Here is a 22929-nt window from a genome sequence, read left to right on the forward strand (position 1 = left end):
GATTCCATCTTATTTAAAAAAGGAAAAATGATGTGTAATGTAGAAATTCCAAAAAAAGACAGCTTAAATTCTGGGGAGCAATATGAAAAATTAACGCTAGAAGCTGGAAAAACAACAATTATTATTGGTGCAAACGGTTCAGGAAAAACCCGTCTCGCTGTATTTTTAGAAGAACAGTTAAAAGAGAAAGCGCATCGAATTGCAGCGCACAGAGCCTTAAGTTTAAATCCTAATGTAGATAAGATTTCTGAAACAAAGGCAAGGCAATATTTAACCTATGGTGACTCAGGGGATAGCGTCTCAATTTCTAATAGAAAATATTATAGATGGAAAAATAACGCACCTACTAGCTTACTTAATGACTTTGATCGTCTTCTCCAATATTTATTTGCTCAACAAAATAATCTTGCTGTTGAAAATAACCAAAAACTCAATCGTCGTGAAAAAATTACTAATAGCAAAACTAAATTAGACATATTACAAGAAGTATGGGAACGATTATTACCGCTTAAAAAATTACATATAACGGCAGATGATATAAGAGTGTCTTCTACCAGTATTGAAAGTGCTGACTATTCTGCTTCAGAGATGAGTGATGGAGAGCGTGCCGTTTTTTATATTTTAGGTCAGGTTCTTTCTGCTAATGAAGGTTCTATTTTAATTTTTGATGAACCAGAATTGCATATTCACAAATCAATCATTTCTAATTTATGGGATGAAATTGAAAAATTACGTCCTGATTGCTCTTTTTTGATGATTACACATGATATTGAATTCGCAGCAACGAGAGTCGCAAAAAAATATGTGATTCGTAATTATTATTCTGATCCTGCTTGGGATATTTCAGAAATTCCAGATAGCGAATTTGATGAGCAAACGATCACTTTGATTTTAGGTAGCAGAAAACCCATTCTATTTGTAGAGGGAGACAAAACAAGTTTAGATATGGAAACCTATCGCCTTTGTTATCCTGAATGGACAGTTATACCTAAAGGATCTTGCAAAGATGTTATTCAGGCAGTTTCATCATTACGAAAATTAAATGAAGATATGCCTATATTAAATATAAAGTGCGCAGGGATTATAGATCGAGATACACGCGATAGCTCTCAAATACAAGAGTTGGAGGGACAAGGTATCAAAGTACTTCGATATTCTGAAATTGAAAATATATTTAGCCTTTCCTCTATAACGAAGAAAGTATTGGAAATATATGGTTTTACTGGTGATAAATTAATTAATAAAAAAGAACAATTTAAAGTTGAATTACTTAATCATATAAAAAATGAGTTATCGGATAATAAACTTGAGAAGTTTGTTGTTAAGAGAATTCATAGGCGAATTGATACTTACTTGAAAAATATCGATTTATCAAATGCACAGAATAGCTATGAAATGAAACATAAACTAATTTCTGAAGTATCTGCTTTAGCCGATTCTAAAATCAATGAATGGATTTCTGAAATGAAAAATAAAATTCAAAAATGTATTGATAATCAAGACATAGATGAATTGCTATGTATTTATGAAAATAAAGGTTTACTGGCAAAAACAGCTTCTATATTACTATGTACTAGTAAATCTAATTTTAAAGACTGGTTAATGCTTCAGATGAGAGTACCCAATAGTAGCCTATTGCAATCTATTAAAGCTGTTTTACCTGAATTAAGTTAGATGAAGACAAGCGGTCAGATTTTGAAGATAATTTGCAAAAACACCTAAAAGTTTGACCGCTCTTTGTTATGAAAAAGCCATCTGAATTTTCAAACGGCTTTTACTTTTAACGCATCCACAATCAGCTTAAACACATTGGAATGCCCGCGGCGGCTGGGGTAATAAAGGTAAAGCGGTTCGTAAGTCATCGCATACTCAGGCAACAGCTCAACCAGGTGCCCCGAATTGAGTGCATCCGCTACGCTCATATGTGCTATCCACGCAATGCCAAGGCCGTCTGAAACGGCTTGCAGACGCAGATGATTGTTGATGGAAAAGTGCGATTTGGGCGTGAACGTAATCAGCTCTTTTTTGTATTTGAATTCCCACTGCATCTCCGTGCCGTGTTCAGCGGAGAGTTTTATGCCGATGAGGCGGTGCTGTTGCAGATCATCAATATTTTTCGGCGAACCGTGTTGTGCCAAATAATCGGGCGAGGCAACCAATACCATTTTGAGCGGTGCGGAAATTGGCACCGCAATCATCTCTTTCGCTACCTTGTTACCTAACCGAACGCCCATATCAAATCCTTCTTTCACAATATCTGCCCAACGATCGTCCACCACGATTTCCAAGCGGATTTTCGGGTATTGGTTCAAAATCGGCTTTAATTTTGGATACAACACGGCTTCCGCTGCCATCGCCGGAGCGTTGATGCGAATCAATCCCGATGGCGTATTCAAAAAATCATTTAATGCATCGACTTCTTGGTTTATGGCTTGATAAAGTGGGGAAAGTTGGTCGAAAAGCTGCTGCCCGGCTTCGGTCAGTGACACATTGCGTGTAGTGCGGTTGAACAGACGCAGGTTCAGCCGCGTTTCTAAATTTTTCATGCTATGGCTCAACGCCGAAGACGAAATCCCCAAAAGTTGCCCCGCTTTCACAAAGCTCTGTGTTTGCGCCAGCGTCAAAAAATAATTCAGTTCGTTAAAGTTCTGCATTTTCTCTTTAAACTCTCTTTTATTAGTGAATTTAATTCATTACATCATAAAGCTAAACCCTATTTATCTCAATAAAAACAAATCATAAAATAACCGCACTTTCATGAGAGTAAACAGAAGACAATATCCGTAAACATCACATCCTTTTTTATAAATTATTTATTCTAGGAGTAAAAATGAACATTTTATTATTAAACGGTGGTAAAGCTTTCGGCCATTCTCATGGTGAGTTAAACCACACGCTTCACAAAAAAGCAAAAGAAGTTTTGACCGCACTTGGACACAATGTAAAAGAAACTGTGATTGATGCTGGCTATGATGTTGAGGCAGAAATCGAAAAATTCTTGTGGATGGATGCCGTGATTTGGCAGATGCCTGTTTGGTGGATGCACGAGCCTTGGACAGTGAAGAAATACATAGACGAAGTATTTATCGCTGGACACGGCAAGCTTTACCACAGTGATGGCCGTCATCGTGTCAGCCCGACCGAAGGTTTCGGTACAGGTGGTTTATTGCAAGGCAAAAAACACATGCTTTCGGTTACTTGGAATGCGCCGATTGAAGCGTTCACCCGTGAAGGCGATTTCTTCGAAGGCAAAGGCGTAGATGCTGTGTACATGCCTTTCCACAAACTTAACGAATTCCTCGGTATGAGCCGTTTACCGACGTTTATGTGTAACGATGTAATTAAAAATCCGCAAGTGGAAAAATACATAGCAGACTACCAAGCACACTTGGAAAAAGTGTTTGGTTAATGATAAAACATAAACTTGAAGCGGTAGGCTTTTGCCCACCATTTTGTCAGTCGCTAATTGGTACGAAATATGGCAAATCCGTGGCGCAAGGATTACCCGCTGGCTGGTGGAACGCGACATCATCGTGTTGGCAAAATCCACCAACCCCGAACGTATGGCGGAAAACTTGAACGTCTTTGACTTTGCACTTAGCGATGAAGACAAAGCAGAAATTGCCAAATTGGACGGCACGTTCGCCGCCATCGTCAATCATGACACGGTGGATAATTTGAAACGCATCTCCGCGTGGAAAATGGGTGCGCAAGTGTAGCGAGAGTAGTAGAGAAAATCTAAACGGCTCAAACTGCTTTCTTGTTTTCATTTCGTTGAAAGCCCCTTTTCTGGATAACTAGAAACGTGCTTAATCGCTCAAAGGAGTACATGACATGCAACAACTGCACACTCTGAAAGATATCGAACAGGCCATCGTCACACACCCTTTAGTATCACTGTACATCAAAGCCCCAATCTGCGGTGTTTGTACGGTCGTGGCCGCCCAGCTTGACTCAGCTTTGGCGGAGGAAGGAAATGTGTATGCCGTAAAAGCCGATATTGCTGAAATACCCGAAATGGCCGGACGTTTCCACGTGCTGACCGCACCTGCATGGCTGCTGTTTTATCAAGGCAAGGAAGTTGAACGGATGGCCCGCTTCATCCCTCAGGCACAAATGAAGCAGACATTGGCAAAATGGACAAAAGTAGCAGAAAGCGGGCATCAGTAACCGGTCTATCAATGTTTCAGACGGCTGCGGTCTTGATAATGATGCAAGTGGTCAAGTTTTTTAAGATGATTTGCAAAACACTTAAAATTTTGACCGCTCTTTTTTACGAAAAGGTCGTCTGAAACGGCTTGCAGACTGAGATAATGATTGATGAAACGCTGTGATTTGTACACTAAAACCATCTTCTGAAAATTCCCTTTGATTATTACCGGCGGCTTCCGTTCACAAAGCGCCATGGAAGATGCCTTATCCAGCGGCCATTTGGATTTGGTCGGCGTCACTCGCCCGTTTGCTTTGGTGCCCGATTTTGCAAACCAAATGCAAAACGGCACTTACCAAACCGTGCAGACCGACCGCATCCAAACAGGCGTGGCGTTTGTTGATAAAAAAGCGGGCGCGATGCTGGAAATGAACTGGTATATGACGCAAATGGACTTGATTGGGCAAGGCAAGCAGCCCAATCCTAAATTGTCGGCGTGGAAAGTATTGCTAAAACCTTGTGGGAAAACGGCAAAGCAGGTTTAAGTACTGGCAGATCTTGATGGGGTAAGCGGTCTAATTGTGAATTGAATTTGTAAAAACATCTAAAAATCTGACCGCACTTTAAAATCAAAAGATCTAAATATCCTCAATTTGAAATTGCTTACGCCAGCGATTTGGTGAAATTTTATGTTTCTTCAAGAAGTGCTGACGCAAGGCTGTATCGCTATGAAATCCACTTTGTTCTGCAATGTCAGTGATAGATAAATCTGTGCTTTCCAAAAGCTCTCTTGCTCGCTGTAGCCTTGCTTCAATTAACCATTGATTTAATGACATTCCGGTTGCTTTGCGAAAATGTCGGGTGAAAGTGCTACGGCTCATTGACAAACGTTCGGCAAGACTATCAGTCGAATGAAGTGCGGTCAGGTTTTAAAGTATTTTTGCAAATTGGTTTTAAAATTTGATGTTTATGAATTTTAATTATCCCCTCAGCTTTTCTGCTAAAAAGTCTAAAAACACACGTAGGCGAAGGTTGACAGCTTTATCACTGTAATAAACAGCGTTGAAAGGGAGTGTTTCATCGGTGATGTGATTAGATAGTAGGGGAATTAATTTTCCTTCAGCGATGTCATTGTCTACCAAAAAATCTGATAAGCAAGCGATACCACAACCTGAAAGGAACAATGACCGTAAGATTTCACCGCTGCTGGCGGTAAAGTGCGGTGAGATTTTATAGGGATTTCCTTGAGCATCTAAAACCGCCCATGTATTTAGAGAACTAGGTTCAGTGAAGCCTAAACATTGATGGTTGGCTAGATCTTTAGTTGATTGTGGTGTGCCGTGTTTTGCCAAGTATTCTAGATTGGCGACTACGCGGAAGTAGCAATCAAACAGATGACGAGCACGTAACCCAGAATCATTCAATTCTCCAGCTCGTAAGGCAATATCGACCTTGCGTTCTATCAGATTGATATAGCCTTCGGAAGAAACTAGCGAAAGCTGGATATGTGGATAGTGTTCGTTGAATTTCGCTGCCAGTGGCACAAGCAGATGTAACACCATTGGCATAGCAGAATCTACTCATAATACGCCTTGTGGAACTTTGTGCACAGCCAACATTTCGGCTTCTGCCGCGGCCATTTCTTGTAGAATTTTCTGTACGCGACGAAAATATTGTAAGCCTTCTTCTGTTAGTCTTAGCTGTCTTGTGGTACGGTTGATTAGGTTCACACCCAATTTTTCTTCTAGCCTTTTCACCACACAACTTACCGCAGAATTTGCCATCGCTAGCTGCTTGGCTGAAACTGCCATTTTCGACTACTTGTACAAATACCGTTAATTCTTCAGAAGTTGTTTTCATTTTATTATTCTTTTTAACGCAAAAGAGTTTTTTTTATTTTTGTACTTTTTAAGTATAAAGTAAAACAGCATAATAAAGTCCTCTTTGGATTATTGTTTTAGGAGCAAAAGATGAATATTTTATTATTAGATGGTGGTAAAAATTTCGGACATTCGCATGGTGAGTTAAACCACACACTTCACAAAAAAGCGAAAGAAGTTTTGACCGCACTTGGACACAATGTAAAAGAAACTGTGATCGATGCTGGCTATGATGTTGAAGCAGAAATCGAAAAATTCTTGTGGATGGATGCCGTGATTTGGCAGATGCCAGGCTGGTGGATGCACGAACCTTGGACAGTGAAAAAATACATAGACGAAGTATTAACCGCTGGACACGGCAAGCTTTACCACAGTGATGGCCGTCATCGTGTCAATCCGACAGAAGGTTACGGCACAGGTGGCTTGTTGCAAGGCAAAAAACACATGCTTTCGCTTACTTGGAATGCGCCGATTGAAGCGTTCACCCGTGAAGGCGATTTCTTCGAAGGCAAAGGCGTAGATGCTGTGTACATGCCTTTCCACAAACTTAACGAGTTCATCGGCTTAACCCGTCTGCCAACATTCTTATGTAACGATGTGATTAAAAATCCACAAGTAGAACAATACTTAGCAGACTACCAAGCACATTTGGAAAAAGTGTTCGGATAATTACAAAATATTAGTTTAGAAGGTGAGCATTTTAGCTCACCTTTTTTATTTTTATCTAATCAAATTTCCTAACGGGGAGAGGGAAGAGGAATAGACTGGCTTTATATCAAACAAGCGGTCTAATTTTGAATTTGTAAAAACATCTAAAAATCTGACCGCACTTTAAAATAAAAAGATTTAAATATCCTCAATTTGAAACTGCTTACGCCAGCGATTCGGTGAAATTTTATGTTTCTTCAAGAAGTGCTGACGCAAGGCGGTATCACTATGAAATCCACTTTGTTCTGCAATGTCAGTAATAGATAAATCTGTGCTTTCCAAAAGCTCTCTTGCTCGCTGTAGCCTTGCTTCAATTAACCATTGATTTAATGACATTCCGGTTGCTTTGCGAAAATGTCGGGTGAAAGTGCTACGGCTCATTGACAAACGTTCTGCAAGACTATCAGTCGAATGAAGTGCGGTCAGATTTTCATTTAAATAAGCAAGCAACGCATTGATATTATGATTAGGTGTGGAACGAGAAATAGGTCGTTCGATAAATTGTGCTTGTCCGCCTTCACGATGAGGGGGGATAACCAGTATTCGGGCAATATGATTGGCAATTTTTACACCATATAATTTACGGACAATGGAAAGGCAACAATCCATGGAAGCTGCCGTTCCTGCTGAGGTAATCAGTCGATCTTGTTCTAAATAAATAGGATTTAAATCCCATTTCACCTGCGGAAAGCGACTAGTAAAATCACTATCTCCTAGCCAATGTGTGGTTGCTTTTTTGCCGTTAAGTAGGCCACTGCACGCTAACACATAGGCGCCATAGCATAAACCCACTACTGTCGCACCACGTTGATACGCTTGCCGTAATGCTGTTAATAAAGCCTCACTCGGCATTACTTGAGTATCATGCCATCCAGTCATCACAACAATATCGGCATTATCCAACCATTCTAAACCTCCATCTAAATGTATGTGAAATAGCGAGTTTGTCAGGTTGTCCGAATCGCTAACGATTTTACACTCAAATAACGGCTTGCCGTTTAAATCTGACATAGAAAAAACGGAATATGCCATCGCAAAATGAATGGGCATCATTTGTTCATACACAATCAAAGCAACTGTGGGTTTATTCATTTTATTTCTCCTACTTTGATATGAGCATAGCACAAAATGACCCGATTATTGCGTTTATTGATTTTTTATCTATTTTTGCGCAATTTTGTTCTCACTATAATATGTTTATTCATTCAATAACGTATATAGAAAAGGAAAAACAATGAACTTAAAAACCTTAATTAGCGCTACAGCATTGGCTATTAGCGCAAATACTTTCGCTGTAGATCTTGCCTCTAAAAACACTGATAGCTACCAACATATCCGCAATGCCACTGGTCGCCTGAACTACGCAGGGAAAACTTTTTTAATTGATCCTATGCTTGCTGAAAAAGGACGTTATGCAGGCTTTGAAGGAACATTAAATAGCCATTTGCGTAATCCACTTGTGGAATTGCCGATGAAAGCAGAAGATACTTTCAAAGATGTCGATGCCATTATTTTGACTCATACACATGAAGATCATTGGGATGAGGTCGCACAAAAAATTTTACCTAAATCCATCAAAATTTTTGTGCAACATGAACGGGATGGCGACTTACTCAAAGCGCAAGGTTTTACTAATATAACCAGTTTATCGCTAGAAAAACCGGTGGAGTTCGAAGGTATTATTTTAAATAAAACCGGCGGTTCTCACGGCACAACGGAAATGTACGCTGTACCACAATTAGCTGAGATTTTAGATGAGGCGATGGGCGTAACATTCCAAGCGAAAGGTCATCCAACGGTTTACTTGGTTGGTGACACAATTTGGACTGCCGAAGTAAACAAAGCCATTAATCGTTATAAACCAGATGTAATGATTATGAACACAGGTGATGCGCGTACCTTAGCTTTTCCGAATGACGGCATTATTATGGGGTTACAAGATGTTGCTCATGCTCGCCAAATGCTACCGAATACAAAACTTATCACGGTGCACATGGATGCGGTAAACCATATGTCTGTGTACCGTAAGGATTTACGCCAATTTGTCCAAGCAAACAAGCTTGAAAATATAGCAATTCCAGAAGATGGTGAAACAGTGAAGTTTTAAAAATAAGCGGTCAAGTTTTGATGGAGATTTGCAAAACACCTAAAAATTTGACCGCACTTTGTTATAAAAAAGCCGTCTGAAATTTCAGATGGCTTTTATTTCGAAATTAATTATTATGCTAATTTTTATTACAAATCAAACGATTGAATAACATTCACATGTAAGCGTACATCGACATTGCCACGAGTAGCGTTAGAGTAAGGGCAAACTTCATGAGCACGAGTAATCAATTTGCGCGCCTCATCTTCAGTCAAACCTGCTACGGTAATCGTGATATCTAAATCTAAGCCAAATGCACCATCGGCTTTTTGACCGATACCTACACCGACAGTAGTGGAAGATTTCGTCGGTTTCAAGCCGAGTGTCGGTGCTACATGGTTCATCGCGCTATCAAAGCAGGCGCGTAACCCATAGCGAAAAGCTGCTCGGGGTTTGTACCGTGCTTACCGCTTTCGTTTTGGAATGAAACCAAATCAAAGCCAATTGAACCGTCGTCTACTTGGGTACGACCATCACGTCCGCCGGTTGCTGTTGCTGATGTTTTGTAGAAAATTTTCATAATGTTTTCCTCATTTAATGTTAGTTAATATGTTTTGGCGTACCGCCGTTGAAAGTGAGTTTATTATATTGAACGGCAATATGAAGTGTTATATGATTTATCCAAATTACTTGCCTATTCCTACAAAATTATGTTCTCAAATGAAACGATAGAACGCTTATTAAAAGTTATTCCACATAACGAATTCTATTCATCACCGATTAAAGGCTTATTTCTTCGCCATTCAGATCAACCATTTTGTTACGAAGGTATTATTCAAGAGCCGAGCATTTGCATCGTGTTAAGCGGAGAACGTGAAGTGCAGCTAGGCGAACAATGCTACCGATTTGATAATCAACATTCGGGCCGAGCGGCTGTGGCAAGACGACGGTTTTGCGTTTGATTGCGGGCTTGGAAACGCCGAAATCGGGCACGATACGCAATACTTTCCGCAAAACGGGTTTTCTGTTTCAGGAAAACCGCCTGCCGGAAAACTTGACCACGATGCAGAATATCGCTATTTTTATGGACAAACCCGATGAAGGCGAAATCATCGCGCTGGCGGCGAAAGTCGGGCTGACTGCGGGCGATTTGAACAAATATCCGACCGAATTGTCCGGCGGCATGGCGAAACGGGTAGCATTTTTGCGCCTGCTGCTGTGCGGCTGCGACCTTGCCTTGCTGGACGAGCCGTTCGTCGGTTTGGACCGCGATTTGCGCGATATTTTGGTCGCCATGCTGGTGGAAAAAATCGAGCGGCAGGGCATGGCGTGTATGCTGGTAACGCACGACCGCTTCGAAGCCGCATGCCTGAGCCATGAAATAATGCTGCTTTCCACTAAGGGCATGAACGTGCAAAACGTGATTACCCTGCCTACGCCGCTGTCCGAACGCGATTCGGCTTTTGAAGAAGCCGTGGTGGCAAGAGAGTTTCAGGGGATTCATTATTATGAGTGATAGGAATTTAAATTTCTGACAAACCTTGCGGTTCGTTGCCCTCTCCCTACCCCTCTCCCACGGGGAAAGGGGATCAGGTTTCTCAAAATCAGAGAACCGTAGAATTGGGAATCAGATGTCAGGTAAACCTGAAAATGTTCAGGCTCGACAGCCCAATTCCCTCTCCCCGTGGGAGAGGGCTAGGGAGAGGGTAAGCAAGCCGCAGGCTTGCCTCTTTAGCGAAAGATACGAATCTGTTATCCGAACGCGATTCGGTTTTTGAAAAAGCCGTGGTGCCAAGGGGGCAGGGGATTCATTATGAGGTGCTTTATGTTTTCGACTGTGATTACTGCTGCTGTTTTATATATTGCTACAGCAGTAGATTTGTTGGTAATACTATTAATATTTTTTGCTAGAGCAAATACTAGAAAAGAATATCGAGATATTTATATCGGACAATATTTAGGTTCTGTAATTTTAATATTAGTTAGTTTATTTCTAGCTTTTGTTTTGAATTATGTTCCGGAAAAATGGGTGTTGGGTTTATTAGGTTTAATACCGATTTACTTAGGTATTAAAGTTGCTATTTACGACGATTGTGAGGGCGAAAAAAGAGCTAAAAAAGAATTGGATGAAAAAGGGTTGTCAAAATTAGTCGGTATTGTTGCTTTGGTTACAGTTGCTAGTTGTGGTGCAGATAATATTGGACTTTTTGTTCCTTACTTTGTGACTTTAAATCTTGTCGACTTATTAGTTACTCTTCTTGTATTTTTAATATTGATTTTTGTTTTAGTATATACAGCACAAAGATTGGCTAATATTTCAGGTGTTGGTGAAATTGTAGAGAAGTTTAGTCGTTGGATAATGGCTGTTATTTATATTGGTTTAGGGTTATTTATTATTATTGAAAATAATACAATTCAAACAATAATATCAATAATATGAATGATACGGGCATTTGAGTATCTGACAAACCTTCGGCTTGCTTCTTCAATACAAGATACAACCCTGTCCGCCCAATAAATCCATATCTGAAAGCATCTTCATGCAGAATTAAGCCAAACCATGAATAAGTTTTTCACCCACCCCATGCGGCCGTTTTTCGTCGGTGCGGCGGTGCTTGCCATACTCGGCGCGTTGGTGTTTTTCATCAGCTCCGGTGCCGTCATTTTGAAATGAAACCAAATCAAAGCCGATTGAACCGTCGTCCACTTGGGTACGACCATCACGTCCGCCGGTTGCTGTTGCTGAAGTTTTGTAGAAAATTTTCATAATGTTTTCCTCAGTTTAATATTGGTTAATATGTTTTGGCGTACCGCCGTTGAAAGTGAGTTCATTATATTGAACGGCAATATGAAGTGTTATATGATTTATCCAAATTACTTGCCTATTTCTACAAGATTATGTTTTCAACTGAAACGATAGAACGCTTATTAAAAGTTATTCCACATAACGAAACCTATTCATCTCCAATTAAAGGCTTGGTGATTCGCCATGCCGATCAGCCGTTTTGCTATGAAGGTATTATTCAAGAACCAAGCATTTGCATCGTGTTAAGTGGCGAACGTGAAATACAACTAGGTGAACAATGCTATCGATTTGACAATCAACACTTTATGTTCTGCCCAGTCAATGTACCGATGCGTGGTGAGATTAAATATGCAGAGCCGCAAAAGCCGTTTTTAGTGATTTCGATGAAAATTGATATTGAGAGCGTTAGCAAGATTTTATTAGCAAATCCAAACCTTGCAGATGATGTTCAAAAGGGCGACGAAGGTTTTGCACAATGGCATCTGGATGAATCTCTCAAAAATGCTGTTGAACGTCTATTTCTATTGCACGAAAATCCAAAAGATATTGAATTTCTTGCACCACTTATCCAACAAGAAATCTACTATCGGTTGCTTACTGGTGAGCAAGGATATAAACTTAAAGCGATGGTAAGCATTGGATCTCATACGCAAAAAATTGCCCAATCCACCCACTATCTACAACAGCATTTCAGTGAAACCATTACCGTGGAAACCTTGGCAAATCTGAGCGGCATGTCATTATCTGGTTTTCACAGCCATTTTAAGAAGATAACCAGCCTTTCACCGCTGCAATATCAAAAATCCTTACGTCTAATGGAAGCCAGACGACTGATCTCACAAGAAGGGAGAGGCATTACCGAAGCCGCTTACCAAGTCGGCTACGAATCGCCTAGCCAATTCAGCCGTGAATACAAACGCTATTTCGGGCATGCGCCAAAGGGGGATATTAAATAGATGAGGCTTAAAGATAGGTTCAAAAACACTTAAAAATTTGACCGCTCTTAGTCATAAAAAATCCATCTTCAATACGAAGATGGATTTTTTGTTTATTTCGTTGAGATTGTTATTATTTAACAACTTCCCCACAAATCATATTCATCAGAATTTGTGATGGTTACTTTAATCACGTCGCCGACTTTGACATTGATTCCGCTTAAATTATCTACATAAACTAATCCATCAACTTCAGGGGCATCTGCTTTGGAGCGGCCAATAATGCCTTCTTCGTCAATTTCATCCACTAATACATCAAGAGTTTTACCGATTTTTTGTTTTAAACGGTTTGCAGAAATTTCTTGTTGTAATTGCATGAAACGATGGAAACGTTCTTCTTTCACATCTTCTGGTACTTGGTCAGCCATCTCTGTTGCAGGAGCTCCTTCAACTGGGCTGAATTTGAAGCAGCCTACGCGATCAAGTTGGGCTTCTTTTAAGAAATCGAGCAATAATTGGAAATCTTCTTCTGTTTCACCCGGAAAACCAACAATAAAGGTGGAGCGTAATGTTAAATCTGGGCAAATTTCACGCCATTGTTTAATGCGTTCTAAAGTGCGGTCAATACTGCCCGGTCTTTTCATTGCTTTTAAGATTTTTGGGCTCGCGTGTTGTAATGGAATGTCTAAATACGGCAAGAGCGTGCCGTCAGCCATTAATGGAATTAAATCATCCACATGTGGATAGGGATACACATAATGTAAGCGAACCCAAATTCCAAGTTTGCCAAGTTGTTTACAAAGGGTCATTAAATCATTTTTAATTGGCATGCCATTCCAGAAAGCCGTTTTTACACCGCCCTCTTGGCGTTTTAAGTCCATGGAATAAGCGGAAGTGTCTTGGGATACCACAAGCAATTCTTTTACGCCTGCTTCAGCTAAACGTTTGGCTTCATCCAAAACTTGCGTAATAGAACGACTTTCTAAATCACCACGCATAGATGGAATAATACAGAACGTACAACGGTGATCACAGCCTTCAGAGATCTTCAAATAGGCATAATGTTTTGGTGTGAGTTTTACGCCTTGTTTTGGTACTAAGCTGGTGTAAGGGCTATGTGTCGGTTTTGGCACGTATTTGTGAACTTGCGCCATTACTGTTTCATAACTATGTGGGCCGCTGACTTCCAAAACTTTAGGATGCACTTCACGAATTTGGTCTTCTTTTGCCCCCAAACAGCCAGTCACGATAACTCGTCCATTTTCTTCTAATGCTTCACCAATCGCTTCCAGTGATTCCTGCACGGCACTATCAATAAAGCCACAAGTGTTCACAATCACTAAATCGACATTTTCATAGCTTGGCACAATGTTGTAACCGTCGGTGCGTAGCTCCGTTAAGATTCGTTCAGAATCTACTAAGTTTTTTGGGCAACCAAGGCTTACAAAGCCAATGCTTGGGGTTGAATTTTGCATAAAAATAACCGTTTTTCGCTCTATAAAATTTCAAACGCAAGATTTTACTCAATTTTCGCAAGAAAGGCGATAAATTAAAGGCTTGGAATGGTAAAGATTTTAAGCTAAGTGATGTAGAATAGGCGATTATGTCGGACTCATTTTTATCATTATGGAAAATTCATCTTTACTTTTAACCGCACTTTTCGATCCTTATCACTTAATTATTTTTAGCAAAATGCTATTGGCGATGGTGCTCGGTAGTGTTATTGGCTTAGAACGTGAGCTTAAGCGTAAACCTGTGGGTGTGAAAACTTGCGCCATTATTGCCGTCACCACTTGTGTGCTAACGATTGTTTCGATTCAAGCAGCAGAGCATTATGCGCAAGTTTCAGAAAATATTCGTACGGATCCGATGCGTCTTGCGGCTCAAGTGATTAGTGGCATCGGTTTTTTAGGTGCAGGTGTGATTTTGCATAAGAAAAATGATGCGATTTCAGGTTTAACCACTGCGGCGATTATTTGGGCTTCTGCGGGGATCGGTATTGCTGCTGGGGCAGGTTTCGTGTTCGATGCGGTTATCGCAACGGTGATGATTTTGGTGTCTATTCGATTAAGTCCGTTGGTTCAACGCTGGGTACATCGTAAGTCACAACGTCGTCGGACAAAATTCAATATTCTTGTTAATAGTGCGGAAAGCATTGGAAAAGTCACCCAATTGTTAGTAAACAATCAGTATCGTATTGAACATATACAGGTGAAAGATCAAAGTAGTGGTGAAGTGCGGTTACAAATTCGCTGTTTTTCCATTGATTCCACAATGTTGAAAGATGCGTATGCATTGTTGAAAGCGGAAGAAGGTGTGATAAGTGTTGAAGTAGATAACTAGAAAAAGAGCGGTCAAGTTAAATTTTCTTTTAAATGGACCGCTCTTTTTTATTTCTTATTTAATTTCTTTCGCAAAATGTAAATTTCCATGAAAAATACTTGATTTTGCTAACGCTATCTTGTAATTAATAATTCTATTCAAACACAACAAACTAAGGAAACAACAATGAAAAATGTAGGCTTTATCGGCTGGCGCGGAATGGTGGGTTCCGTATTAATGGATCGTATGTCGCAGGAAAATGATTTTGCGAATCTTAATCCAGTATTTTTTACGACTTCACAAGCAGGTCAAAAAGCACCTGTATTTGGTGGCAAGGATGCAGGCGAACTTAAAAATGCATTCGATATTGAAGAACTGAAAAAATTAGACATTATCGTGACTTGCCAAGGTGGTGATTATACTAATGAAGTTTATCCAAAATTAAAAGCAACAGGTTGGGACGGTTATTGGGTTGATGCAGCTTCTGCACTACGTATGAAAGATGATGCAATTATTGTGCTTGATCCGGTAAACCAACACGTGATTTCTGAAGGTTTGAAAAAAGGCATTAAAACCTTCGTGGGCGGTAACTGTACCGTAAGCTTAATGCTTATGGCTATCGGAGGTCTATTTGAAAAAGATTTGGTGGAATGGATTTCTGTGGCAACTTATCAAGCGGCTTCAGGTGCTGGCGCAAAAAATATGCGTGAATTACTTTCACAAATGGGCTTATTAGAACAAGCGGTTTCAAGTGAATTAAAAGACCCTGCTTCGTCAATTTTAGATATTGAACGTAAAGTGACTGCAGAAATGCGTTCTGATAGTTTCCCAACTGATAACTTCGGCGCAGCATTAGGGGGTAGCTTAATCCCTTGGATTGACAAACTTCTTCCTGAAACAGGACAAACTAAAGAAGAATGGAAAGGTTATGCAGAAACCAACAAAATTTTAGGTTTAAGCGACAATCCAATTCCTGTGGATGGTTTATGTGTGCGTATCGGCGCATTACGTTGCCATAGCCAAGCATTCACTATCAAACTGAAAAAAGACTTACCATTAGAAGAAATCGAACAAATTATTGCATCACATAATGAATGGGTGAAGGTGATTCCAAACGACAAAGAAACCACATTGCGTGAATTAACTCCAGCGAAAGTAACAGGTACATTAAGCGTGCCAGTGGGTCGTTTACGTAAATTGGCTATGGGACCAGAATACTTGGCAGCCTTTACTGTGGGGGACCAATTATTATGGGGGGCTGCAGAGCCGGTTCGCCGTATCTTAAAACAATTGGTAGCATAATTGGCAGAGTGCGTGAAGTAAAATCTCACGCACTTTTTCTTTCTTTTGCATGCGTTGATGTATCCCATCTAAAAACTTATGAATCGAGAATCCTACTTTACTCAATTTGTCTTTACCGAACTGTTACCTTTTTTCAATCAATTTCCAACGCAATATTTCACTGGCAAAAATAACGTTCAAATCGCTTATCGTCATTTAGTCCACGCTAAAAGTGCGGATAGAAAATTAATGATTTTAGTGAATGGCCGTGCTGAAAATATGTTGAAATGGTCAGAGGCAGCTTATGATTTTTATCATCAAGGCTATGATGTGTTGCTATTTGATCACCGTGGTCAAGGCTATTCAACCCATTTGCTGGAGGATTCTGAAAAAGGGCATTTAGACGAATTTCGTTTCTATGTCGATGATATGGCGAAAATCATCGAAAAAGTGACCGCACTTTTTAATTATTCCACACAGCATTTACTTGCTCATTCAATGGGGGCACTGATTTCAACATATTATTTGGCAAATTGTGATCATTGTATTAATAAAGCTGTGCTTTCTTCGCCTTTTTACGGCATTCCTTTAAAACACCCTATTAGAGATGAATTGATTATTGCCCTGATGAATATGTTAGGGCAAGGCGAGCGTTATGTTTTTGGTAAAGGACCTTATCAACAAGCCCATTTGGAATACAATGAACTAAGTTTCTGTAAAACCAGAATGAAATGGATGAATCGTGTAAATCGTAAGAATCCAGCAATTCATCTTGGCGGACCAACGTTCCGTTGGGTACATCTGTGTTTAAATGCAATTAAACGCTTACCGAAAGTTATTCCTAAGATTGAAATTTCAACCCTAATTTTACAAGCCGAAAAAGAAAAAATAGTAGATAACAAAAATCTTGAAAAATTAACCGCACTTTTTCCGAATGCTCAATGTAAAGTTGTATTGAACGCGAAACATGAGGTGTTATTTGAGCAAGATGAATTGAGACAGGAAACAATATCTAAGATTTTAGTATTTTTGAATAATGAGTAGATTTTTATTCAATAATATATTTAATGTGTAGATAAAATATTCAAACAGGTGTGTTTTTCAAAAAATGGTTTGACATATTTTCTAAAAAACGTATTATACCGCTCACACCGATTGTGGTGAGATGGCCGAGCAGGCTGAAGGCGCTCCCCTGCTAAGGGAGTATGGGGTTAAAAAGCTCCATCGAGGGTTCGAATCCCTCTCTCACCGCCATTGTTTGTTTTATTTATTCTGCACCCGTAGCTCAGCTGGATAGAGTACTCGGCTACGAACCGAGCGGTCAGAGGTTCGAATCCTCTCGGGTGCGCCATTTTAAAGCGACTCTATCTTATAAAATGGTTATGAATAATTAAAGCATCATCTGCGCACCCGTAGCTCAGCTGGATAGAGTACTCGGCTACGAACCGAGCGGTCAAAGGTTCGAATCCTTTCGGGTGCGCCATTTCATTTTATTCAAGTCTATTGATTTCCACTTACTTTCTAATAATCACAGTATTTGCTATATTGTAATTATCTTTTATTTGTAAAATTTTTAAATTATGACAAGACAATCTTTGCCTCGTGGTTTTAGTTTATTTACCTGGGGATTAGCTATTTTTTGTGCCCCTGTATTGTTATGTCCGATGGCTCTGTTGCTTTCCACGACATTTGATAAAAATCCAAACTTAGAAACTTGGCAAGTTAATTTATTTTCAATATTTTTTTGGATTTATCCTATTATTCTTGCGATGGTAGCTCGAATTTTATATCGCCTACATCAGAGAAAGCCAAAATTGGCTTTTAAATTATTGGTATTAAGTACGGTCATTTTTTATGTAGTTTTGATGACGATTTGTAAAATCGGTTTATAAAAAAATCCTACGATAAAACGTAGGATTTTTTTATGCTATTTTATTTTTTCTTTGTTGGTCGTTGCCAATCTTGAATATGGCGTTGAGGAACTCGTGTAATCACTAATTCATTTTCGCCAACATCACGTGTAATTGTTGTCCCAGCACCAATAGTTGCGCCATTTGCGACTTTCACTGGCGCGACTAATTGTGTATCAGATCCCACAAATACATCATCACCGATGATCGTTTTAAATTTATTCGCACCATCGTAGTTACAGGTGATGACACCCGCACCAATATTACAATTTGAGCCGATTTCTGAATCGCCAACATAGGTTAGGTGATTTACTTTAGAACCTTTACCAACGGTAGATTTTTTAATTTCTACAAAGTTACCGACATGTGTTTCAGCTGCGAGTTCCGCACCTGGGCGTAAACGAGAAAATGGACCAATTGCGGCTTTTTCTCCCACTACAGAATCTTCTAGCACTGAATAGGGTTTTATTTCTACATCATTGCCAATAACAACATTTTTTAATACGCAACCTGCGCCAATTTTTACGCGATCACCGAGTTTAACACTACCTTCGATAATAACATTAACGTCGATTTCCACATCTTTTCCATGCTCTAATGTTCCACGTAGGTCAAAACGAGCGGAATCGTAGATCATTACCCCTTCAAGTAGTAATTTGGAGGCTTGTTTATTTTGGAAATAACGTTCAAGTGCGGCTAATTGTAAGCGATTATTTGCGCCTTCAACTTCCATGACATCTGTTGCTTGTACAGCAACAACTTGGCAATTATCTTGGTTTGCAAGAGCAATAAGATCCGTTAAGTAATATTCGCCTTGAGCATTATTATTGCCTACACGAGCTAGCCATTTTTTGAAACTTGCACCATCGGATACCATAACGCCAGTATTTACTTCTTTAATATTTAGTTGATCTGCATTTGCATCTTTTTGTTCTACAATTGCTACAACATTGCCATTTTCACGGATAATTCTCCCATAGCCTGTTGGGTTATCTAAATTTACGGTAAGCAATGCAATGCCATTTTCTGGTTTTGCTTTAATTAATTTTTCTAATGTTTCTTTAGTTATTAATGGTGCATCGCCGTAAAGTACAACAATATTTTCGTTATCCTTAAAGAACGGTGCCGCTTGTTGAACTGCATGTGCTGTGCCAAGTTGTTCTGTTTGTAATACCCAATTTACTTGTTCATTTGCAAGATGGGTACGCATTAAGTCCCCACCGTGGCCATAGGTCAAATGAATATTTTCTGCGCCTAATTGATGAGCAGTATCAATTACATGTTTCACCATTGGTTTACCAGCGATTGTATGTAGAACTTTTGGTAAATCGGAATACATGCGGGTTCCTTTTCCGGCTGCTAAAATTACCGCACTTAATGCTTTTGTAGTCATAAATTTTCTCTTTATTTATCAATAATAATAGGAGATATTTTATCGTAGAAAGGAGAAGATGATAAGTTTTTAAATTAAGGGATTTGTGGCTTTATAGATAGGAAAAAACCGATGGTTTCCCATCGGTTTTCTGAATTTTAAAGTGGTTAAAAGAGAAATTATTTAACTTCTACTTGTGCACCAGCTTCTTCTAATTCTTTCTTAAGTGCTTCAGCTTCTTCTTTAGAAACACCTTCTTTTAATGCTGCTGGAGCAGATTCAACTAAATCTTTAGCTTCTTTTAAGCCTAAACCAGTTGCACCACGTACTGCTTTGATTACTGCTACTTTGTTAGCACCAGCTGCTGCAAGAATTACGTCGAATTCAGTTTTTTCTTCTGCTGCCGCTGCACCGCCTGCTGCTGGAGCTGCTGCTACTGCTGCCGCTGCTGAAACACCGAATTTTTCTTCCATCGCTGCGATTAATTCAACGATTTCAGTTACAGTTTTTGAAGCAATCGCTTCAATGATTTGTTCGTTAGTTAATGACATAACAATCAATTCCTAAAATAAATAAAGTTAGATGAAGTAAGAAACGCTTAATGATTAAGCTGCTTCTTGTAATTTGTCGCGTAATGCCGCGAAGGTGCGAGCAAGTTTGCCTGCTGCAGCTTCTTTCATTGTGCCCATTAAACGTGCAATCGCTTCTTCGTAAGTTGGTAATGTTGCCAAGAATTCAACATCTTGGATTTTACCTTCAAAGGCTGCACCTTTAATTTCAAACTTATCGTTTGCTTTAGCAAACTCTTTGAACAAACGAGCAGCTGCGCCCGGGTGTTCGTTAGAGAACGCGATAAGTGTTGGACCTACAAACGTATCTTTTAAGCATTCGTAATCTGTGCCTTCAACTGCGCGACGTAATAAAGTATTACGAACTACACGCATTGTAACGCCAGCTTCACGTGCTGATTTACGTAATTCAGTCATTTTCTCAACAGTTACACCGCGAGAATCCGCGATTACTGCTGAAAGTGCACCTTTGGCTGCTTCATTTACTTCAGCAACAATTGCTTGTTTGTCTTGAAGATTTAATGCCATTGGCTTTTAGCTCCTGAATACACTCCGATTGCTCGGAATTAATTTACCTAATCCTTAGACTAGGATGACTTCGGCGCCCAGAAGCAAGAAAAATTCTTATTCTGTTCACCATCTACGTAGGATAATTAAGATTACTCCCCTACGGTCTTGGATGGGGCTTGAATAGGTCAAGCACCAACCAGAAATTTGTTAGATTGACTAACACAGGCGCAGGATTATAGAGAAAAGCTATGTTCTTGTAAAGAATATTGTTGGAAAAAGAGTCAAATTCCTATGATAGCTTTTCTACTAATTCCACTGCAGCCCCAATATAAGTAGCGGGTGTTAATTTTTGTAAACGTAATTTTTCTTCTTGTGGAATAGCCAACTTATCAATAAATTCAAGCATAGCCTGTTCTGTCACTCGTTTACCTCGCGTCAATTCTTTTAATTTTTCGTAAGGTTTTTCTATTCCATAGCGGCGCATTACGGTTTGAATTGGTTCAGCCAAAACTTCCCAGTTTTGATTGAGTTCTTCTAATAAGTGCGGTTGATTTACTTCAAGTTTACTGATGCCTTTTCGTGTTGAGGCATAAGCGATCAAACAATAACCTAATCCTACGCCTAAATTACGTAATACGGTTGAATCTGTTAAGTCACGCTGCCAGCGAGAAATTGGTAACTTTTGACCTAAGTGGGTCATCACTGCATTGGCTAATCCCAGATTGCCCTCTGAGTTTTCAAAATCAATTGGATTGACTTTATGTGGCATGGTAGAAGAACCAATTTCGCCTGCAATAGTTCGTTGTTTAAAGTGATTTAATGCAATATATCCCCATAAATCCCGATCAAAATCAATGATAATGGTATTAAAGCGTACTACAGCATCAAAAAACTCAGCGATGTAATCGTGCGGTTCAATTTGCGTGGTATAAGGATTCCATTGAATACCTAATGAAGTGACAAATTCTTCGCTGAATTTGTGCCAATCAATATTAGGATATGCCGATAAATGCGCATTGTAGTTACCTACCGCGCCATTGATTTTACCTAAGATTTCCGCGTTTTGGAGTTGTTTAAATTGACGTTTTAGACGGTAAACGACATTCGCCATTTCTTTGCCCACTGTGCTTGGTGAAGCTGGTTGGCCATGTGTGCGAGAAAGTAATGGAATCATTTTATATTCTTCTGCAAGACGAGTGATTTCATCAATCAGTTTTTGCCATTCTGGTAAAATCACTTCGTCACGAGCGGTGCTTAACATTAATGCGTGAGAGAGGTTGTTAATATCTTCTGAGGTGCAAGCGAAATGAATAAATTCGGAAACGTTCATTAGTTCCACTTCATTTTGAATTTTCTCTTTCAGAAAATACTCAACGGCTTTCACATCGTGATTGGTTGTGCGTTCAATTTCTTTAATACGCGCAGCATCGGTCTCATTAAAATTAGCCACAATTCCATCTAAAAAAGTATTTGTTTGCGTAGAAAATGGCGGTACTTCGGTAATGTCTGTCGTTGAAGCTAATTTTTGTAACCAACGAACTTCCACAGCTACACGGAATTTCATTAACCCGAATTCGCTAAAAATAGTGCGTAATGGAGTTACTTTATCTTGATAACGACCATCAAGAGGGGAAAGTGCGGTCAGTGTAGAGAGTTGCATAAATGTTTGCTCCAGAATTGTATTAATAAATAGAAGAATAAATCTGTTTTGCGGTGGCAAGTAATTTTCTGCGGAAAAATAAAATTTGCCATTTTGTTCCGCCCATTTGTTTCCACAGCACGGCAGAGCGAATGCCTGCAAGTAAAACTGCACGAATTTTATTTTGCACGAGTTCTTGTCGCAAATAATCAGGTGAGCCTAGGATGTGAATTTTTTTGCCTAATGGGCTAATAACGTCGCTGTAAATATTCGCCATTATAGATAGCATTGTTTCACTATCGCGAGCGTAATGAATTTCTTGTTCTTTTAGGCGAGAAACTCGATTTCCCAATGTTTGTTTGGCATCGGGATTTTTCGATAATTTTCCTTCTAACGCCAAAAGGCTTAACCAATAGCGAGTTAAATTTTGATCGCCTTGTGCATTGAGCTGATGAATTAAGGTTTCTAGACCTAATTTTAAATGACGAACTTCTCCACCAAAAACATCTTCGATTCGTTGTGGTTGGGTAATGAAAAGGCTATTAAGTGCGGTTAAAAATGTATCCGAATCTGCTCGGCTTTCTGTTGCAAGTTGATGAACCAATTTTGCTGATTGGCACACTCCAGCAAGGGCAAGAACAATATCGTGGTAGTTTTTCATTAGAAAATATTAGGAAAACGTTTTCGTTAAATATAGCATTTTTAACCTAGCTTTTGAACTCGAACATTAAAAAAGCCTAGAGTTTCTGGTATGATGTGCG

Annotated in this window: 23 protein-coding genes, 3 tRNA genes and 4 pseudogenes; 18 read left to right on the plus strand and 12 right to left on the minus strand. The window is 39.5% G+C overall.

Features of this window, described 5'->3' with window-relative positions; all coding sequences use genetic code 11:
* The first annotated feature begins 30 nt into the window (after positions 1–30).
* Positions 31–1674, plus strand: a complete 1644-nt coding sequence (locus tag FE813_RS03285; RefSeq protein ID WP_139989434.1) for an AAA family ATPase — start codon at positions 31–33, stop codon at positions 1672–1674.
* An 89-nt stretch (positions 1675–1763) separates the two neighbouring features.
* Here the strand turns inward: FE813_RS03285 and FE813_RS03290 are convergent, their stop codons facing one another.
* Positions 1764–2654 carry a LysR family transcriptional regulator gene (locus FE813_RS03290; protein ID WP_139989435.1) on the minus strand — a complete coding sequence of 297 codons (891 nt, stop codon included), beginning with the start codon at positions 2652–2654 and terminating at the stop codon, positions 1764–1766.
* Between the two features lie 176 nt (positions 2655–2830).
* Between FE813_RS03290 and FE813_RS03295 the strand changes: the two genes are divergently transcribed.
* The 4 genes from FE813_RS03295 (at position 2831) to FE813_RS03310 (ending at position 4695) form a co-directional block, all read left to right on the plus strand.
* Positions 2831–3409, plus strand: a complete 579-nt coding sequence (locus FE813_RS03295) for an NAD(P)H-dependent oxidoreductase (RefSeq protein ID WP_139989436.1) — start codon at positions 2831–2833, stop codon at positions 3407–3409.
* A 31-nt stretch (positions 3410–3440) separates the two neighbouring features.
* Positions 3441–3719 carry an aldo/keto reductase gene (locus FE813_RS03300; protein ID WP_219728936.1) on the plus strand — a complete coding sequence of 93 codons (279 nt, stop codon included), beginning with the start codon at positions 3441–3443 and terminating at the stop codon, positions 3717–3719.
* A 115-nt stretch (positions 3720–3834) separates the two neighbouring features.
* Positions 3835–4170, plus strand: a complete 336-nt coding sequence (locus FE813_RS03305) for a thioredoxin family protein (protein WP_118789298.1) — start codon at positions 3835–3837, stop codon at positions 4168–4170.
* Between the two features lie 198 nt (positions 4171–4368).
* Entirely contained in the window at positions 4369–4695 is a 327-nt protein-coding gene (locus FE813_RS03310; protein WP_235898344.1) for a hypothetical protein, read from the plus strand.
* 93 nt (positions 4696–4788) lie between these two features.
* Here the strand turns inward: FE813_RS03310 and FE813_RS03315 are convergent.
* A pseudogene (locus tag FE813_RS03315) lies at positions 4789–5079 on the minus strand (helix-turn-helix domain-containing protein); the annotation flags it as partial.
* A 51-nt stretch (positions 5080–5130) separates the two neighbouring features.
* Positions 5131–6010 (minus strand): annotated as a pseudogene (locus FE813_RS03320) (LysR substrate-binding domain-containing protein).
* Between the two features lie 110 nt (positions 6011–6120).
* Here FE813_RS03320 and FE813_RS03325 point away from each other — a divergent pair.
* Positions 6121–6699: an NAD(P)H-dependent oxidoreductase gene (locus FE813_RS03325; RefSeq protein ID WP_048953293.1), complete on the plus strand. Its 579-nt coding sequence runs from the start codon at positions 6121–6123 to the stop codon at positions 6697–6699.
* A gap of 177 nt (positions 6700–6876) precedes the next feature.
* Here the strand turns inward: FE813_RS03325 and FE813_RS03330 are convergent, their stop codons facing one another.
* Positions 6877–7830, minus strand: coding sequence for a GlxA family transcriptional regulator (locus tag FE813_RS03330; RefSeq protein WP_139989437.1), 954 nt, complete (start codon positions 7828–7830; stop codon positions 6877–6879).
* 142 nt (positions 7831–7972) lie between these two features.
* Here FE813_RS03330 and FE813_RS03335 point away from each other — a divergent pair, with 142 nt between their 5' ends.
* The gene (locus FE813_RS03335; RefSeq protein ID WP_139989438.1) at positions 7973–8845 is read left to right on the plus strand and encodes an MBL fold metallo-hydrolase; all 873 of its coding nucleotides are present in this window, start codon (positions 7973–7975) and stop codon (positions 8843–8845) included.
* Between the two features lie 128 nt (positions 8846–8973).
* Here the strand turns inward: FE813_RS03335 and FE813_RS03340 are convergent.
* A pseudogene (locus tag FE813_RS03340) lies at positions 8974–9404 on the minus strand (organic hydroperoxide resistance protein).
* A gap of 85 nt (positions 9405–9489) precedes the next feature.
* Here FE813_RS03340 and FE813_RS03345 point away from each other — a divergent pair.
* From FE813_RS03345 to FE813_RS03355, 3 genes and pseudogenes are all read left to right on the plus strand, one after another.
* Positions 9490–9744, plus strand: a pseudogene (locus FE813_RS03345) (AraC family transcriptional regulator N-terminal domain-containing protein); the annotation flags it as partial.
* Positions 9745–9776: 32 nt separating this feature from the next.
* Entirely contained in the window at positions 9777–10340 is a 564-nt protein-coding gene (locus tag FE813_RS03350) for an ATP-binding cassette domain-containing protein (RefSeq protein ID WP_075875340.1), read from the plus strand.
* Between the two features lie 309 nt (positions 10341–10649).
* Positions 10650–11264: a CadD family cadmium resistance transporter gene (locus tag FE813_RS03355; RefSeq protein ID WP_208430670.1), complete on the plus strand. Its 615-nt coding sequence runs from the start codon at positions 10650–10652 to the stop codon at positions 11262–11264.
* 108 nt (positions 11265–11372) lie between these two features.
* Here the strand turns inward: FE813_RS03355 and FE813_RS03360 are convergent, their stop codons facing one another.
* Positions 11373–11591, minus strand: a complete 219-nt coding sequence (locus FE813_RS03360) for an OsmC family protein (protein WP_046943022.1) — start codon at positions 11589–11591, stop codon at positions 11373–11375.
* Positions 11592–11722: 131 nt separating this feature from the next.
* Here FE813_RS03360 and FE813_RS03365 point away from each other — a divergent pair, with 131 nt between their 5' ends.
* A complete protein-coding gene (locus FE813_RS03365; RefSeq protein ID WP_114892170.1) occupies positions 11723–12586 on the plus strand; it encodes an AraC family transcriptional regulator in 864 nt (287 codons plus the stop codon).
* A gap of 116 nt (positions 12587–12702) precedes the next feature.
* On the opposite strand, the gene rimO is transcribed toward FE813_RS03365, so the two are convergent.
* A complete protein-coding gene (rimO, locus tag FE813_RS03370; RefSeq protein ID WP_009501103.1) occupies positions 12703–14040 on the minus strand; it encodes a 30S ribosomal protein S12 methylthiotransferase RimO in 1338 nt (445 codons plus the stop codon).
* A gap of 151 nt (positions 14041–14191) precedes the next feature.
* On the opposite strand from rimO, the gene FE813_RS03375 reads away from it, so the two are divergent.
* From FE813_RS03375 to FE813_RS03405, 7 genes are all read left to right on the plus strand, one after another.
* Positions 14192–14908, plus strand: coding sequence for an MgtC/SapB family protein (locus FE813_RS03375; RefSeq protein ID WP_048953346.1), 717 nt, complete (start codon positions 14192–14194; stop codon positions 14906–14908).
* A gap of 165 nt (positions 14909–15073) precedes the next feature.
* Positions 15074–16189, plus strand: a complete 1116-nt coding sequence (asd, locus tag FE813_RS03380) for an aspartate-semialdehyde dehydrogenase (RefSeq protein ID WP_046943024.1) — start codon at positions 15074–15076, stop codon at positions 16187–16189.
* A 78-nt stretch (positions 16190–16267) separates the two neighbouring features.
* Positions 16268–17212 carry an alpha/beta fold hydrolase gene (locus FE813_RS03385; protein ID WP_139989440.1) on the plus strand — a complete coding sequence of 315 codons (945 nt, stop codon included), beginning with the start codon at positions 16268–16270 and terminating at the stop codon, positions 17210–17212.
* A 115-nt stretch (positions 17213–17327) separates the two neighbouring features.
* Positions 17328–17422, plus strand: a tRNA-Ser gene (locus FE813_RS03390).
* A gap of 20 nt (positions 17423–17442) precedes the next feature.
* Positions 17443–17519 (plus strand) — tRNA-Arg (locus FE813_RS03395).
* 55 nt (positions 17520–17574) lie between these two features.
* Positions 17575–17651: transfer RNA gene (locus tag FE813_RS03400), tRNA-Arg, on the plus strand.
* Between the two features lie 97 nt (positions 17652–17748).
* Positions 17749–18060, plus strand: a complete 312-nt coding sequence (locus FE813_RS03405; RefSeq protein ID WP_139989441.1) for a DUF5389 family protein — start codon at positions 17749–17751, stop codon at positions 18058–18060.
* A gap of 40 nt (positions 18061–18100) precedes the next feature.
* Here FE813_RS03405 and glmU read toward each other — a convergent pair whose 3' ends face one another.
* The 5 genes from glmU to hflD all read right to left on the minus strand — a co-directional run bounded on the left by glmU (position 18101) and on the right by hflD (position 22829).
* Positions 18101–19471: a bifunctional UDP-N-acetylglucosamine diphosphorylase/glucosamine-1-phosphate N-acetyltransferase GlmU gene (gene glmU / locus FE813_RS03410; RefSeq protein WP_139989442.1), complete on the minus strand. Its 1371-nt coding sequence runs from the start codon at positions 19469–19471 to the stop codon at positions 18101–18103.
* Positions 19472–19629: 158 nt separating this feature from the next.
* Positions 19630–20001 carry a 50S ribosomal protein L7/L12 gene (gene rplL / locus FE813_RS03415; RefSeq protein WP_005626607.1) on the minus strand — a complete coding sequence of 124 codons (372 nt, stop codon included), beginning with the start codon at positions 19999–20001 and terminating at the stop codon, positions 19630–19632.
* 54 nt (positions 20002–20055) lie between these two features.
* Positions 20056–20547: a 50S ribosomal protein L10 gene (gene rplJ, locus FE813_RS03420; RefSeq protein WP_005626605.1), complete on the minus strand. Its 492-nt coding sequence runs from the start codon at positions 20545–20547 to the stop codon at positions 20056–20058.
* A 271-nt stretch (positions 20548–20818) separates the two neighbouring features.
* Positions 20819–22189, minus strand: a complete 1371-nt coding sequence (purB, locus tag FE813_RS03425; protein WP_139989443.1) for an adenylosuccinate lyase — start codon at positions 22187–22189, stop codon at positions 20819–20821.
* Between the two features lie 22 nt (positions 22190–22211).
* On the minus strand, positions 22212–22829 hold the full coding sequence (gene hflD, locus FE813_RS03430; protein WP_139989444.1) for a high frequency lysogenization protein HflD: 618 nt from the start codon (positions 22827–22829) through the stop codon (positions 22212–22214).
* Positions 22830–22929: the final 100 nt, after the last annotated feature.

This window comes from Haemophilus seminalis (assembly GCF_006384255.1).
Lineage (GTDB): Bacteria > Pseudomonadota > Gammaproteobacteria > Enterobacterales > Pasteurellaceae > Haemophilus > Haemophilus seminalis.

Bases quoted from the DNA above. Each gene is read 5' to 3' on its own strand.
- FE813_RS03285 (WP_139989434.1), top strand. From the start codon at position 31: ATGTGTAATGTAGAAATTCCAAAAAAAGACAGCTTAAATTCTGGGGAG.
- FE813_RS03290 (WP_139989435.1), bottom strand. From the start codon at position 2,654: ATGCAGAACTTTAACGAACTGAATTATTTTTTGACGCTGGCGCAAACA.
- FE813_RS03295 (WP_139989436.1), top strand. From the start codon at position 2,831: ATGAACATTTTATTATTAAACGGTGGTAAAGCTTTCGGCCATTCTCAT.
- FE813_RS03305 (WP_118789298.1), top strand. From the start codon at position 3,835: ATGCAACAACTGCACACTCTGAAAGATATCGAACAGGCCATCGTCACA.
- FE813_RS03325 (WP_048953293.1), top strand. From the start codon at position 6,121: ATGAATATTTTATTATTAGATGGTGGTAAAAATTTCGGACATTCGCAT.
- FE813_RS03330 (WP_139989437.1), bottom strand. From the start codon at position 7,830: ATGAATAAACCCACAGTTGCTTTGATTGTGTATGAACAAATGATGCCC.
- FE813_RS03335 (WP_139989438.1), top strand. From the start codon at position 7,973: ATGAACTTAAAAACCTTAATTAGCGCTACAGCATTGGCTATTAGCGCA.
- FE813_RS03355 (WP_208430670.1), top strand. From the start codon at position 10,650: ATGTTTTCGACTGTGATTACTGCTGCTGTTTTATATATTGCTACAGCA.
- FE813_RS03360 (WP_046943022.1), bottom strand. From the start codon at position 11,591: ATGAAAATTTTCTACAAAACTTCAGCAACAGCAACCGGCGGACGTGAT.
- FE813_RS03365 (WP_114892170.1), top strand. From the start codon at position 11,723: ATGTTTTCAACTGAAACGATAGAACGCTTATTAAAAGTTATTCCACAT.
- rimO (WP_009501103.1), bottom strand. From the start codon at position 14,040: ATGCAAAATTCAACCCCAAGCATTGGCTTTGTAAGCCTTGGTTGCCCA.
- FE813_RS03375 (WP_048953346.1), top strand. From the start codon at position 14,192: ATGGAAAATTCATCTTTACTTTTAACCGCACTTTTCGATCCTTATCAC.
- asd (WP_046943024.1), top strand. From the start codon at position 15,074: ATGAAAAATGTAGGCTTTATCGGCTGGCGCGGAATGGTGGGTTCCGTA.
- FE813_RS03385 (WP_139989440.1), top strand. From the start codon at position 16,268: ATGAATCGAGAATCCTACTTTACTCAATTTGTCTTTACCGAACTGTTA.
- FE813_RS03405 (WP_139989441.1), top strand. From the start codon at position 17,749: ATGACAAGACAATCTTTGCCTCGTGGTTTTAGTTTATTTACCTGGGGA.
- glmU (WP_139989442.1), bottom strand. From the start codon at position 19,471: ATGACTACAAAAGCATTAAGTGCGGTAATTTTAGCAGCCGGAAAAGGA.
- rplL (WP_005626607.1), bottom strand. From the start codon at position 20,001: ATGTCATTAACTAACGAACAAATCATTGAAGCGATTGCTTCAAAAACT.
- rplJ (WP_005626605.1), bottom strand. From the start codon at position 20,547: ATGGCATTAAATCTTCAAGACAAACAAGCAATTGTTGCTGAAGTAAAT.
- purB (WP_139989443.1), bottom strand. From the start codon at position 22,189: ATGCAACTCTCTACACTGACCGCACTTTCCCCTCTTGATGGTCGTTAT.
- hflD (WP_139989444.1), bottom strand. From the start codon at position 22,829: ATGAAAAACTACCACGATATTGTTCTTGCCCTTGCTGGAGTGTGCCAA.